This window comes from Actinomadura sp. NBRC 104412 (assembly GCF_030269515.1).
Classification (GTDB): Bacteria; Actinomycetota; Actinomycetes; order Streptosporangiales; family Streptosporangiaceae; genus Spirillospora.
Map to the genome: position 1 here is coordinate 126699 of NZ_BSTM01000004.1, position 13807 is coordinate 140505.

The window sequence follows — 13807 nt, forward strand, 5'->3', positions numbered from 1 at the left end:
GGCCAAGACGAACTCCAGGTAGCGGGCGGGCGACACGCAAGGTAGAGAGGCGTGGCCCCACTAGTCTGGGCGGCATGGCGGAGGAAGCGGGCACAGCGTGAGATCCAAAGCGATCCTGGTACGGGGGCTGCGGGTCCTGCTCGTGCTGCTCGCGCTCGGGTTCTGCGTCTACAGCGTGGCGGCCCAGTGGGAGGAGACGGTGAGGGCGTTCAGGGCCCTGTCATGGGCGACGCTGGTGGGCGCGTTCGCCGTGGCCTGCGCCGGGTCGTTCGTGTGGATGCTGGGCTGGCGCGCGTTCCTGGCCGGCCTGGGGTCGCCGCTGCCCGTGCGGGCGACGTTCCGGATCTCGGCGATTTCCCAGCTCGGCAAGTACGTGCCCGGCAAGGTGTGGGCGCTGCTGACGCAGATCGAGATGACCCGGGAGTACAAGGTGCCCCGGCTGCGCAGCTTCAGCTCCCAGATGCTGGCGATCGCCACCTCCTGCGCGGCCGGCCTGGCACTGGCCGCGGTCACGCTGCCGCTGACCTCGGATGCCGCCAGGGACCGGTACTGGTGGCTGTTCGCGCTGGCGCCGGTGCTGCTGGTGGCGCTGCACCCGAGGATCGTCACCTGGTGCCTGGACACCGCGCTGAAGCTGGTGAAGCGGCCACCGCTGGAACACCCGGTCAGCCTGGGCAGGACGTTGGTGGCCGTGGGCTGGACCATGCTCGGCTGGGTCGTGTACGGCGTCCACCTGTGGATGCTGTGCGCCGCTGTGGGCGGGAAGGGCGCAGGGCTGCCCTTCCAAGCGGCCGGGGCCTACGCGCTGGCCTTCGTGGTGGGCCTGCTGGTGTTCATCGCGCCAGGCGGGATCGGAGCGCGCGAGGCGGTGCTGGTGATGGTGCTCAGCCCCGTCCTGCCCACCGGTGGGCCGATCCTGGTGGCGCTCTCGTCCCGGGTCCTGCTGACGCTCGCCGACCTCGGCCTGGCCGGTGTCGCCTTCCTGATGGGACGCAACAGGCGTCCCGTCCAGGACGAGGGCGTTCAGGCCGAGGAACAGGTCAGCGCTCCCCAGTAGACGTGAGGACCTCCACGTAGGTGTTCCACAGCGGGGTGTGGTCCACGGGACGGACGGCCGCGCGCAGCCGTTCCGGCTCGCCGGGGGCGTAGAAGCGCTTCAGGGCGTCGGCGAGCGACCCGACGTCATCGGGCTCGCAGATGAGGCCGTCCACGCCGTCCCGCACCTGGTCGGGGAAGCGGCCGACGCGGGTGGCGATGACCGGGACGCCGTACTCGTGGGCCATCCACACGTTCTGGGACGCCGTCGCCGACCGGTACGGCAGCACCAGCGCGTCGGCGGAGGCGAACAGCTCGGGCACCTCCGCCGCGGGGACGTAGCCGGGGCGCAGCTCCACGCGCCCTGTGAGGCCGAGCTCGCGGATCAGGGCCTCGGTCTGCTCCATACCGCCCCAGAACTCCCCGGCCACGGTGAGGGAGACGCCGTCCGGCCCGGACGCCAGGGCGCGCAGCAGCACGTCCAGGCCCTTGTACTGGCGGATCATCCCGAAGAACAGCAGCCGGTCGCGCCGTCCCGTGACCGCGGCCGGGGCGGGCGCGGCACCGGGCGTGGACGTGGGCAGGTGGGCGGGCATCTCGGCCACCCGCACGGGGCGTGAGGTGAGGCCGCGGGCCAGTTCCGCCTGCGGCTCGGAGTGGACGAGGACGCCGTCCACCCGGCGCAGCAGGGCCTTCATCAGCGGCATGTCGTAGGGCTTGCGCTCGTGCGGAAGGACGTTGTGGCACAGCGCCACCGCCCGCGCGCCCTTCCGCAGCCCCGACAGGATGCCGAGGTAGGCGGGAACCTGGACGGAGGTGAGCACCGTCAGCACCACCAGGTCGACGGAACGCAGATCGCGGCCGACGCGCCACCAGCCATAGGGCCGGCCCCAGTGGAGCCGGTGCCGGGTGCCGGGGAAGGGCTCCCCCTCCGGCTCGGAGATCGTCGCCTGCCCCGGATACAGGAACCCGGGGTACTGGGCGCGCCAGGACTCCAGCACGGTGTCATGGCCTGCCGCCGCCAGCCGGTGCGCCAGCTCGGTGGTGTGGTGCGCGCCGCCCCCCTTGTACGGGAACGCCGGGCCCACGATCGCGACCCTCATGGCGTCGGCGGGCCCTCACACATCGCCGCGGGAGCGGACGATCAGGTCGGCCAGCAGCGCCATCGAACCGATGATCAACCCGGTGACGAAAATCATGATCGTGTTGTTGGCGAAGTAGCCGAAGTGAACGATCATGTCGTACACGCCCTTGACCAGCCCGATCCCGACCAGCCACAGCGCGAGCGGCATCAGCACCTTGAGCGGGTTGAAGTACATCACCATCCGCAGCACCTGGAGGATGTAGCGGTAGGCGTCCTTGAAGAACCTGAACTTCGACTTGCCCGCCCGCTTGGCGTACTCGATCGGCACGTAGCGCACCGGGTGCTGGTTGGACAGGAACGCGATGGTGATCGTGGTGACGCAGGAGAACCCCGGGGGCAGCAGCCTGAGGTAGGGCAGCGACACCTCGCGCCGGAACGCGCGCAGCCCCGAGTTCAGGTCGGGGATCTTGGAGTTGGTCAGCCGCTCGGCCACCTTGCGGATGAACCACTTGGCGGGCACCCGCAGCGCCTTGTGCGAGCCCTCCTCGCTGGTGCGCGCGCCGACGACCTGGTCCACCGAGGGGTCGGAGTCGAGGATGTCGACCAGCTCGGGGATCCGCTCGTTGGGATAGGTCATGTCCGCGTCGGTCCACACCACGATGTCGCCGCGCGCCTGCTGGCTGCCGATCCGCCGGACGGTGCCCGAGCCGCTGTTGTGCTGGAAGGCGATCACCCGCATGTGCGGGAACCGCGGGGCGGCCTCCCGCAGCCGTTCCAGCGTGGCGTCGGTCGAGCGGTCGTCCACGGCCAGCAGCTCGTAGGCGTGGCCGCTGTTGTCCATCGCCTTGCAGATGCGCTCGACCTCGTCGATGACGTGGTCCTGCTCGTTGTAGCAGGGCAGGACGATCGTCACGTGCACATGGCCGCCCGCCGGGTCGGCGCCGGCGGACCCGGCCGCGTCGGCGGGCAGCTGGGGCGGCGCTGAAGACTCGGTGCTCACGCCCGGCGAGGATACTCGTCCTCGCGTATCGATTTCCTCATCGCGGGACGCAGTCCATCCCCGCGTTCATCCGCGTTCATTCCGGGGTTCATCCCCGCTGGGCGGTACGCGGGGGTTCGGCGATCCACACGTTGAGGGTGAGGCTCCAGGTCCCGTTGGGCGGCTCGGTCAGCGTCCGCTCGTCCTGGCGGGCGAGCATCGCCACCGCCCGGACGGGCGTGGCGTACGGCGCGACATGCCGGGCCTGGCTGCCGAGGATCACCGGCCGCCGCCCGGCCGCGTGGATCCGCCCGATGACGCGGCGCACGTCGTCCCGGCTCGCGGTGGAGAGGGTACGGGCGGCCGGCACCCCGCACATGCCCCTGATGACCTGGAGCAGCCGGTCGGCGCTGGACCGGTCGACCACCACCACGGTCGCGTCCGGGCCGAGCCTGTCGCACATCCGGCGGACGGCGGCCAGCTCGCCCTGGTCGGTCCTGGAGACGATGATCCCGGCGGACACGGTGAGGATGGGCGCCAGGAGCAGCAGGGCCGCCGCCACCGCCGTCCATCGGACGGTGCGCGGGGAGTAGCCGGTGCGCCTCACCCGCGCCATCGTCCAGGCCGTGCCCCAGATCGCGAACAGCAGCATCCCGGGGATCGCCACGGCGATCAGCCTGCGCGACGCCCACGGATGGTCGGGGGTGATGTTCGGCATGTAGAGCACCAGCACCGTCGTCCAGGCGATCATGGCGTAGGGCAGCAGCCATCGCGGCGCCCTGCCCTGGACCAGCCGCCTGGCCAGCAGCGCGGCGCCGAGCGTGGCCAGCAGCAGCGCGGGCAGGCCGATATACCAGATCATCCAGTACAGGGACATCTCCGAGTACTGACGGGTGCCGTCGATCGGCAGCCCGCTGAGCCGCTGCACGAACTCGATGAACGCCACGTTCAGCTCGTCGTCGGAGTTGGCGGGCTCCCGCCGCACCGTCTGCACCAGGGGGCGGACGGCGAACGCGGCCACGACCAGCACGGCGAACACGGCGGCGGCGTCCGGCCCCCGGCCCCGGCGCAGCGTCGCGCCCGCCCGGCGCAGCCGGGACGCGGTGACCTCCCAGCGCAGCACGATCGCCATGACCGCCGTCGCGACCACCAGCGCCCCGCAGATGAGCAGCAGCGGGACGAGCGACCTGTGCAGGTAGTCCAGGTACGGGCGGGACAGCAGGAAGCCCTCGGCCAGCCCCGCGCCCGCGCCCAGGAACAGCCCGGCGGCCAGCGGAACGCCGGTGCGGCGCCGCCAGGCGATCAGCAGTCCCGCGAACACCACGGCGGGCATCACGTCCCGCAGCCCGTCGATCCGCACCAGCACGATCAGCCCGAGCGCCAGCCCGCCGAGGAACGCTTTCACCCGGTCGTCCCGATCGGCGTCCCGGGAGAGGTCGCAGACCAGCGCGAGCCCGCCGAAGAGCAGGATCATCGTGGGCAGCTCGCTGTAGGTGGAGCGCGAGACCCACACCATCGGCAGCGTCAGCGCCAGCAGCAGCGCCCCCGCGGAGGCCCAGCGCGGCCCCACCAGGCGCGCCACGATCCCGCCGAACGCCATCACCGCGCAGGCCCCCATCAGCGGGGCCATCACGAGCATCGCGTACGTGCCGCCGATCCACCCGCCCAGCGCCAGCAGCAGCGGGAGCCCGGCCATGAACTGCGGGACGAGGTCGTCCCCCACCTCGTAGAACGCCGGACTGCCGTAGCGCAGGACCGGGTCGCCGCCGCCGAACGCCGCCCGGTCCTGCGGGATCGGCAGCGAGCCGTGCTCCTGCAACCAGGTCGCGAACTGGACGTAGGAGGCCGGGTCGCGCCGCACGATGATCTGCTCGGCCAGCATCAGCACCTGGACGACCAGGAAGACCAGTCCGATCGCCAGCACCCCGCCCGGCGCCCACCAGGACACCTCACCGCGGACGCCGCCGCGGAGACCGTCCTGCCGGCCGCGCAGCACCGGCCACAGCACCAGCGCCGCGACGGGCACGAACAGCCCGATCGCCGGAAGCGGCCGGAACCAGCCGGCCAGCAGCAGCGGCAGCGACACCACCAGCCAGGCGACGACCAGCAGCGCCGGGACCACCGGGAGAAGGGCGAGCACCCGCCCGGCGCGGTCCGTGCGTCCGGGCGCGGCGGTCTCCGGCGGCGTCGCGTCCGTACCCGGGCGGTCGGGCGCGGGCGTCGTCGAGTGAGGGTGTGTCATCGATGCGGAGCGTAGTACCTCACACCTCTACGCTGCGCCTCTACGCTCATGCCTCATGAACGCGATCGGACCTGCGGACCTGCTGCGGCGGAGGGTGGCCGGCGACCCGACCCGGCCCCTGGTCACCTTCTACGACGACGCCACCGGCGAGCGGGTCGAGCTGTCGGCGCGCACCTTCGACAACTGGGTGGCCAAGACGGCCAACCTGCTGGTGGACGGGCTGGGCGCGGAACCGGGAACGCGGGTGGTGCTGGTCCTGCCGCCGCACTGGCAGACCGCCGTGTGGCTGATGGCCTGCTGGACGGCCGGGATGGTCGCGGTGCCGCGCGAGATGGACGGGACGGCCGAACCGTTGGACGTCCCCTCTCCGTACGTCCTGGTGTCCGCGGAGGAGGTGCTGGACCGCATGGCGACCGACCGGGACGCCGAGGAGGTCGTGGGCCTCTCGCTGCACGCGCTGGGCGGCGGCCTCACCGCCGCGCCGCCCGGCGTCGTCGACTACGCGGTGGAGGTGCGCGGTCACGGCGACCGCTTCGTTCCAGGGCCGGAGGTGACGCCCGAGACACCCGCATTGGATGTGACAAAGGACACACTCACCGGGGCGCGGTTGGTGGAGGAGGCCCATGAGGCCGCAGGGAAATGGCACCTCGACGCACGTGATCGAGTTCTGGTTGACATGGCCTACACCACACTCGATGGCATACTCGCGGGCCTTCTTGCACCACTAGCCTCGGGTGCTTCCGTCATAATCCAACGAAACTTCGCCAAACCCTCCCTTGACCGACGCTTGACCATGGAGCATGTGACGGCGGTGGCGGGTGTGCCCGAATGGAATGACCCAACCGGGTCCGCCCGCAGGCTGCTCTGACCTAACCTCAGTGTGTTTCCGACCCCGCAGGCGGGTCGCCGTCCCCTCGGCGAGCCCGCCGCATCACGGAGCCGATGAACAGCAACCCGATGTACATGGAGTACGTCGACGACGCCGATGAGGCAGTGGCACCCTCGGCGCGTCGACGCGGCTGGCGCGTCCTTGGCTGGGTGTCCGTCGGACTGTCCGTGGTGATGGTGGCGGGGTCGCTCACCGCCTACGGCGTCTACCGCAAGGCGCTGGGCAACATCGCGCACGAGGACGCCAACGCGCTGCTCGGCCCCAACCGCCCGAAGAAGCTCAACAGCGCGATGAACATCCTGCTGCTGGGATCGGACACCCGGGCCGGCGCCAACGCCAAGTACGGCCGCAGCATGGTGAAGGACCCGCCGCGCTCGGACACGATGATCCTGCTGCACCTGTCGCCCGGCGGCGGGCAGGCGCTGGGCATCAGCTTCCCGCGCGACCTGATGGTCCCGATCCCGTCCTGCAAGCTGCCCAACGGCCACCGCACCCAGCCGCAGTCGGTCGGCCAGATCAACTCCTCGTTCACCTACGGCGGCGCGTCCTGCGTGATCAAGACGATCGAGGGCTTCACCAACATCAAGATCGATCACTTCGTCCAGATCGACTTCAACGGCTTCAAGGCGATCACCAACGCGGTCGGCGGCGTCGAGGTCTGCCTCCCCAAGGCGGTCAACGACCCGCAGTCGAAGCTGCGGCTCGGCAAGGGCAGGCACACCATCAAGGGCGAGACGGCGCTGGCCTACGTCCGCACCCGCAAGGGCCTGGGTGACGGTTCCGACACCGACCGCATCAAGCGGCAGCAGAAGTTCATGGGCGCGCTGGCCAACAAGGCGATGAGCGCGGGCGTGCTGTCCAACCCCAACAGGCTGCTGCAACTGATGAACGCCACCACCAAGTCGCTCACCACCGACAGCGAGCTGACGCCGCAGGTGATGATGCGCATCGCGTCCGGCATGCAGGGCATGACCTCGGGCAAGCTGCGGTTCGTCACCGTCCCGTGGGGGGCGTACGCGCCCGACCCCAACCGGGTCGCGCTCCGCCAGCCGGACGCCAACCGGTTCTTCGCGGCGGTCCGCAACGACAAGACGGTGCCGAGCGACAAGCCCAAGCAGGCCACCACGTCCAAGATCCCGCCGAGCCAGGTACGGGTGCGGGTCTACAACGCCAGCGGCATCAACGGCCAGGCCAAGCGGGTCGCCGACGACCTGGAGTCACAGGGCTTCCAGGTCACCGTCGGCGGCAACGCCAAGCCGACCGCCACCACCCGGGTGCTGTACGGTCCGGGCGCGGACCAGCACGCCCTGACCGTCAACGCGCTGCTCCCCAATCCGCCGCAGCCCGCGCCGCGCAAGAGCGGGACACCCGGAGTCGTCGACCTCGTCGTCGGATCCAACTGGAGCGCCCTGAAGAACAGCCAATCCGGAGGGATCCCCACCCAGGCGGGCGAGGTCAAGGCCACCGACGACATCTGCAAGGAATAGCCGACCTCGACAAGGACTCCCAGGGTGACGGCATCAGCTCCCCTTCCCACCCACCAGGACTCGCGAACCGCGAAGAACGGCGGCGGACCGCCCCGGCGGGCGCCGGAAGAGGAGGTGGCCGCCGCACCGACGCGACCGCGCAAGGAACGCGACCCGTTCTTCGACAACGCCAAGTTCCTCGCGATCCTGCTGGTGGTGATCGGGCACTCGCTCGCCTACCGGCTCGACGTGCCGATGGCCAGGGGCCTGTACCTGTTCATCTACGCCTTCCACATGCCGCTGTTCATCGTGATCACCGGCTACTTCTCGCGGAACTGGACGTTCTCCGGCGGCAAGGCGCGCAAGGTGATCACCAACCTGGGCGTGCCGTACCTGGTCTTCGAGACGGCCTACTCGCTGTACGACACGGCGGTCGGCGGCAACGGGCTCAAGATCAGCCTGCTGGACCCGTACTTCCTCACCTGGTTCCTGTGCGCGTTGTTCTTCTGGCGGCTGTCCACGCCGGTCTGGCAGCAGATCCGGTGGCCGCTGGCGGTGGCGGTGGGGTTCTCGCTGCTGTCGTACATGAGCGATCTGGGCGACACCTTCGACATCCACCGGGTGATCGGGCTGCTTCCGTTCTACGTGCTGGGGCTGATGCTGCGCCCCGAGCACTTCGAGCTGCTGAAACGGCCCGCCGCGAGGATGGTGGGCGCGTGCTCGCTGGCCCTGGGCCTGGGCGTGGCGTACCTGGTCATGCACCGCATGTCGGTGAGCTGGGTCTACTGGAAGCACCCGCACGCGGAGCTGGGCGTGGACAACCTCACCGGCACGGTGATGCGGCTCGCGATGCTGGTCTGCGGGACGGTCCTGGTGGCCTCGTTCCTGGCGGTCGTGCCCAAGCACCGCACGTGGTTCACCCATCTCGGCGCGACCACCCTGTACGCCTACCTGCTGCACGGCTTCGTCACCCGGCTGCTGGCGTTCACCGACTGGTGGGACGCGGCGTGGCTGGACACCGTCCCCGGGCTGATCGTCGTGATCATCGGCGCCGCGGCGGTCGGCACGTTCCTGTGCTCCAGACCGGTCGTCCGTACCATGAGCTGGGCGCTGGAACCCAAGATGACCTGGGCCTTCACCCCCCTGAGACGGCCCGGGGGAACCGCGGCTCGCCGCCGTGCGAACACGATACGGGGCTGACCCCCTGGCGTGACGAGTCGATGACAACCGGGCGAACCCCGTTCGGACAGCCGATACCATCTTGTCCGCTTCTGCGGTCCGGGGGCTCGCTTCGTGACGAAAGGACACCACCCCATGGCGAACTTCACGCTCGAGGACGTTCGGCAACGGACGTACAAGGCGCGTGACGCGTGGTGGACGGTCATACTGGTCGATCCGCTGGCCTCCCGGCTGGTCCGCGTGACCGCCAACCGCACGAGCATCACCCCGAACCAGCTCACCGTCGGGGCCCTGGTGCTCGGCCTGGGCGCCGGTGCCTGCTTCGTGGTGGCCTCCTGGCCGTTCCTGCTGCTGGGCGCGCTGCTGTACCACCTGTCCTTCACGCTCGACTGCATGGACGGCAAGATCGCCCGGCTGAAGGGCACCGGCTCGGTCTTCGGCGCCTGGCTGGACTACATCTTCGACCGCGTCCGGGTGCTGGCCTGCGCGATCGCGCTGATGGCCGGGCAGTACGCCGCCACCGGCAACGTGGCCTACATCTGGACCGCCGTGGCCGTGGTCTTCCTGGACATGCTCCGCTACATGGACGCCCTGGAGATCTACAAGGTGCGTTCCCAGATGCGGAACAAGCTGAGGGCGATGCGCGCCGAGGCCGACGCGCTGGAGCAGGCCAGCCGGCGGGCCGAGGACGGTTTCGCGGTCGACATGAACGCCGAGCTGCGCTCGGCCGAGGACGTGCTGCGGCCCGACCCCGAGGCCGACATGGACGAGCGGGTCGTGGCCGACAACCCCGCCGTCGTCCTGCAGGCCGAGTTCAACAAGCGCTTCCCCTGGTACGCGCGCATCCGCAACGCGCTGCAGCGCAGCCGGATCCGCCCGCACCTGTTCAGCGGGATCGAGTTCCAGATGGCCGTGTTCATCGTGGCGCCGGTGCTGGACGCGGCGGTGCCGGGCGCGATCATCCCGGTGACGGTCGTGGCGGGCGCCGGGCTGATGGCCTTCGAGCTGGCGATCATCTACCAGTTCTGGCTGTCCAGCCGGGACTACAGCCGCACCATGGCCAAGCTGGAGGCCACGGTCGCCGACTTCCGCGGCACGCTGCCGCCCGACGCGCCGGAGGGCGAGCCCGCGCCGCACGGGGCGCGGGAGGCGGCCGTGGGCGGCAACGGAGCGTGAACCCGCCGAGCGAAGTGAGACGTACGACATACAAAGGGCATCGCGTGTAACCCGGACGATATGTGGCCTCTGCACCATGGAGGGGCACGACCGGCGAGCACGGAGGGCTCCCGGGGGGACACCCCAGGGGGCCCTCGCCGCTTTACCGGGCGGATCGTCAGCCCGCGGCTGATCGTCGGCTCGGCGGCCGGATCTCCGCGTCCGAGGTTGCCTTGATCTCAACCATGCGTCGCGCGCGGTCCGTTGCGTACCCGTACCGAACCACTACACTCCGACACCATCGCACTCACCAGTTCCCCGACCAGCCCACCTCAGGAGGCGGTGGCCCAGCACCACAGTCCAGCCGGAGACATCAGAGTGACCTTTCCCCGCCAAGGAACGGCTCCGGCCGCTCCCGACGTCCGGACGGCTCCCCCCGGCGACACGGTCGGCCGGCGATCCGAGAACCAACGCGACCCCTACTTCGACAACGCCAAGTTCGTCGCGGCCCTGCTGGTCGTGGTCGGCCATGTCTGGGCCGAGTTCGACGACGCCGGCGCCGCCGTCGACGCGGCGTACAAGACGGTGTACGCCTTCCACATGCCGGTGTTCGTGTTCATCACCGGCTACTTCTCCCGTGGCTTCATGCGCTCGCCGGAGAAGTTCCGCACGCTGCTGCCGACCCTGGTGGTTCCGTACCTGATCTTCATCGTGCCGTACCGGGCGCAGATCGTCCTGCTGCGCGGGGAGCCCTTCGAGATCGCCGAGCTGTTCATGCCGCACTTCCTGATGTGGTTCCTGGTGGCGCTGGTGTGCTGGCGGCTGAGCGCGCCGCTGTGGGCCCATCTGCGCCATCCCGTCGCGGTGGCGGTGGTGGTCTCGCTGGGCGCGGGCTTGTGGATCTGGGCCGAGGACGGCACGCTGAGCAGGATGGCCGGTCTGCTGCCGTTCTTCGTGCTCGGCCTGGTGATCGACCCGGAGCGGGCGCGCCGGCTGAGGCGCCCGGCCGCACGCCGGCTGGGCGTGGCCGTCCTGGTGGCCGCGCCGATCGCGTTCTTCTCGTGGCAACACGGCCCGTTCGACCTGCCGTCCATTGACATGCGGCTCCTGTGGTGGGACAGCGGATACCAGGAGATGGGGTATTCCGCGCTCGAAGGCACGGCCGGGCGGGCCGCCGCACTGCTGACGGCGGCGGTGCTGGGAGCGGCCTTCCTCGCGGCCATGCCTCGCGGGCGCACGTGGTACACCGAAATGGGTACGAGGACGATGTACGTGTACCTGTTGCACGGTCTGGTGGTGAAGACGTTCGACTACACGGGCGTCTTGGCCTTGCCGGCCGTGCGCACCCCGTTGGGCATCGTGGCCGTCACCCTTGCCGCGGTGGCCCTCGGTGTCCTGTTGTCGACCCGCCCCGTCCAGACCGCCACCCGATGGGCGGTCGAACCCCGAGCCCGGTGGTTGCTGATGACCGGGCCCCGGTCCGGCTCCGGCACGCGGCCCCTGACCGGCGCCGGCCAGTAGTCATGCCCCCGAAACCGATTGGTTCATCGTGAGCAGCAACACCAGCGTCTCGCTCAGCGTCGTCGTGCCCGTGCACAAGGTGCAGGGGTACCTCCGGCAATGCCTTGAGTCGCTCCTCGTTCCGGACGTCCCCAACCTCGAACTCATCGCGGTCAACGACGCCTCTCCCGACGGCTGCGGGGCGATCCTGGACGAGTTCGCCGGGCGCGACCCCCGCGTCCGGGTCAAGCACCTCACCGAGAACGTGGGCCTGGGCGAGGCGCGCAACATCGGGCTGGACATGGCCACAGGCGACTACGTGTGGTTCGTCGACAGCGACGACTACGCCACCGACGGCGCCGTGCGCGCCATCCAGCAGCGGCTGGAGCGGACCCGGCCCGACGTGCTGATGTTCGACTACGCCCGCTCGTACTGGAACGGCCGGCTGCACCGCAACATCGCCAACCACCTGTTCCGCGAGCCGCCGCCGCCCGAGGTGTTCAGGCCGGAGGAGCGGCAGAGCGTCCTGGAGCTGATGATGACCGCCTGGAACCGCGCGTTCCGGCGGGAGTTCCTGCTCCAGCACGGGCTGCGATTCAGCAAGGGCTACTACGAGGACATCAACGTCACCTACCCGCTGCTGATGGCCGCCGAGAAGATCAGCATGCTGGACCGGGTCTGCGTCATCTACCGGCAGCGCCGCCGCGGCGCGATCACCAAGACCTTCAGCGACAAGCACTTCGACGTGTTCGCCCAGTACGACCGGGTGTTCGCGTTCATGGACGCGATGGGACCGCGCGCCGATCAGTTCCGGCCCCTCATGTACAACCGGACGATCTGGCATCTGATGGTGATCCTCGACCGGCGCGATCGGGTGAAACCGTCCCACAGGGAGCGGTTCTTCCGGGAGATGTCGGCGCTGGCCCGCCGTTACAAGCCGGCCGACTACCGGCCGCCGGACGACCCGCTGGTGGCCAAGAAGCACCGGCTGGTCGAGAAGGGCGACTACGGCGGCTACCGGCGGCTGGTGTTCCGGTTCAAGGTCAGGCGCAAGCTCAGGGTCAAGGCCGGCGAGTACCGCAGGAAGGCCGCGCGCAGGCTGCGCAGGTCGGTGAAGACGCGGATCAAGTCGCTGTACTACCGGGTGCAGTTGCGGATGCCCATCGACGAGAACCTGGCGATGTACGCCGCGTACTGGTACCGCGGGTACTCCTGCAACCCGGCGGCGATCTACGAGGCGGCCAAGGAGCTGGCGCCGGAGGTGCGTGGCGTCTGGGTGGTCGGCCCGGACGGCCTCGGCAGCCTGCCCGAGGGCGTCGACCACGTCCTGCCCGGAACCCCGCGGTACTACCGGCTGATGGCACGCGCCAAGTACTTCGTCAACAACGTCAACTGGCCCAACCGGATCGTCAAGCGGCGCGGCCAGGTGCACCTGATGACCCAGCACGGGACGCCGCTGAAGCGGATGGGCCTGGACCAGATGGACTTTCCGGTCAGCTCGGCCGACCTGGACGTGGGCGCCCTGATCAAGCGGTCGGACCGGTGGGACTTCCTGCTGTCGTCCAACCCGCTGTCGACCGAGGCGTGGGACCGCGGGTTCCCGTGCCGCTACCAGATGCTGGAGATCGGCTACCCGCGCAACGACCGGCTGGTGAGGGCCACCGAGGACGAGCGCGCCCGGCTGCGCGCCGAGCTGGGCCTGCCGGAGGGCAGAATCGCGATCCTCTACGCGCCCACGCACCGCGACTACCAGGCGCGCTACACGCCGATGTTCGACATCGGCAGGTTCCTGAGCGAAGTGGGTCCCGACTACGTGCTGCTGCTGCGGGCCCATTACTACTACACGCTCAAGGACCTGATCCGGGACATGGCCTGGCCCGCCGACCAACTGATCGACGTGTCGGGGCATCCGCGCGTCGAGGATCTGGCGATCGCCTCGGACGCGCTGCTGACCGACTACTCCTCGATCATGTTCGACTACGCGAACCTCGACCGGCCGATCGTGCTGTACGTCAACGACCTGCAGACCTACCAGAACACCCGCGGGCTGAACTTCGACATCACCTCCACCTCCCCCGGAGTGGTCGCCACCACCGAGGCCGAGCTGATCGACGCGTTCGCCTCCCGGACGGCGTGGAGCGACACCGCGGCCAAGGCGCGCTCGGAGTTCCGGGCCAGGTTCTGCCCGTGGGACGACGGGCACGCGGCGGAGCGTGCCGTGCGCCGCGTGTTCCTCGGCGAGCAGGTCCCGAACCCGCCACCCTGAGACACACGGACG

General features: G+C 70.0%; 10 protein-coding genes. 7 read left to right on the forward strand and 3 right to left on the reverse strand.

Annotated elements, in window-relative coordinates; genetic code table 11:
• The first annotated feature begins 97 nt into the window (after positions 1–97).
• On the forward strand, positions 98–1057 hold the full coding sequence (locus QSK21_RS06795) for a lysylphosphatidylglycerol synthase transmembrane domain-containing protein (RefSeq protein WP_285694425.1): 960 nt from the start codon (positions 98–100) through the stop codon (positions 1055–1057).
• Here the strand turns inward: QSK21_RS06795 and QSK21_RS06800 are convergent.
• The 3 genes from QSK21_RS06800 to QSK21_RS06810 all read right to left on the reverse strand — a co-directional run bounded on the left by QSK21_RS06800 (position 1041) and on the right by QSK21_RS06810 (position 5340).
• Positions 1041–2138 carry a glycosyltransferase family 4 protein gene (locus QSK21_RS06800; protein ID WP_285694426.1) on the reverse strand — a complete coding sequence of 366 codons (1098 nt, stop codon included), beginning with the start codon at positions 2136–2138 and terminating at the stop codon, positions 1041–1043. The two genes, QSK21_RS06795 and QSK21_RS06800, sit on opposite strands and share 17 nt — an antisense overlap.
• 15 nt (positions 2139–2153) lie before the next feature.
• Positions 2154–3089: a glycosyltransferase family 2 protein gene (locus tag QSK21_RS06805; RefSeq protein ID WP_285694692.1), complete on the reverse strand. Its 936-nt coding sequence runs from the start codon at positions 3087–3089 to the stop codon at positions 2154–2156.
• Between the two features lie 118 nt (positions 3090–3207).
• A complete protein-coding gene (locus tag QSK21_RS06810) occupies positions 3208–5340 on the reverse strand; it encodes a hypothetical protein (protein WP_285694427.1) in 2133 nt (710 codons plus the stop codon).
• A 55-nt stretch (positions 5341–5395) separates the two neighbouring features.
• On the opposite strand from QSK21_RS06810, the gene QSK21_RS06815 reads away from it, so the two are divergent.
• The 6 genes from QSK21_RS06815 to QSK21_RS06840 all read left to right on the forward strand — a co-directional run bounded on the left by QSK21_RS06815 (position 5396) and on the right by QSK21_RS06840 (position 13795).
• The gene (locus tag QSK21_RS06815) at positions 5396–6208 is read left to right on the forward strand and encodes a TIGR03089 family protein (RefSeq protein WP_285694428.1); all 813 of its coding nucleotides are present in this window, start codon (positions 5396–5398) and stop codon (positions 6206–6208) included.
• A 74-nt stretch (positions 6209–6282) separates the two neighbouring features.
• Positions 6283–7716 carry an LCP family protein gene (locus QSK21_RS06820; RefSeq protein ID WP_285694430.1) on the forward strand — a complete coding sequence of 478 codons (1434 nt, stop codon included), beginning with the start codon at positions 6283–6285 and terminating at the stop codon, positions 7714–7716.
• Positions 7717–7740: 24 nt separating this feature from the next.
• Complete coding sequence (locus QSK21_RS06825; RefSeq protein ID WP_285694432.1) at positions 7741–8895, forward strand: acyltransferase family protein; 1155 nt, start codon at positions 7741–7743, stop codon at positions 8893–8895.
• Between the two features lie 114 nt (positions 8896–9009).
• Positions 9010–10050, forward strand: a complete 1041-nt coding sequence (locus QSK21_RS06830) for a CDP-alcohol phosphatidyltransferase family protein (protein ID WP_285694435.1) — start codon at positions 9010–9012, stop codon at positions 10048–10050.
• Between the two features lie 357 nt (positions 10051–10407).
• Positions 10408–11550, forward strand: a complete 1143-nt coding sequence (locus tag QSK21_RS06835; protein ID WP_285694438.1) for an acyltransferase family protein — start codon at positions 10408–10410, stop codon at positions 11548–11550.
• Between the two features lie 28 nt (positions 11551–11578).
• The gene (locus QSK21_RS06840) at positions 11579–13795 is read left to right on the forward strand and encodes a bifunctional glycosyltransferase/CDP-glycerol:glycerophosphate glycerophosphotransferase (protein ID WP_285694439.1); all 2217 of its coding nucleotides are present in this window, start codon (positions 11579–11581) and stop codon (positions 13793–13795) included.
• The last annotated feature ends 12 nt before the right edge of the window (positions 13796–13807 follow it).

What these genes read in the sequence shown, in the direction of transcription:
- QSK21_RS06800 (WP_285694426.1), bottom strand. Translation starts at nt 2,138, where the DNA reads ATGAGGGTCGCGATCGTGGGCCCGGCGTTCCCGTACAAGGGGGGCGGC.
- QSK21_RS06810 (WP_285694427.1), bottom strand. Translation starts at nt 5,340, where the DNA reads ATGACACACCCTCACTCGACGACGCCCGCGCCCGACCGCCCGGGTACG.
- QSK21_RS06815 (WP_285694428.1), top strand. Translation starts at nt 5,396, where the DNA reads ATGAACGCGATCGGACCTGCGGACCTGCTGCGGCGGAGGGTGGCCGGC.
- QSK21_RS06820 (WP_285694430.1), top strand. Translation starts at nt 6,283, where the DNA reads ATGAACAGCAACCCGATGTACATGGAGTACGTCGACGACGCCGATGAG.
- QSK21_RS06830 (WP_285694435.1), top strand. Translation starts at nt 9,010, where the DNA reads ATGGCGAACTTCACGCTCGAGGACGTTCGGCAACGGACGTACAAGGCG.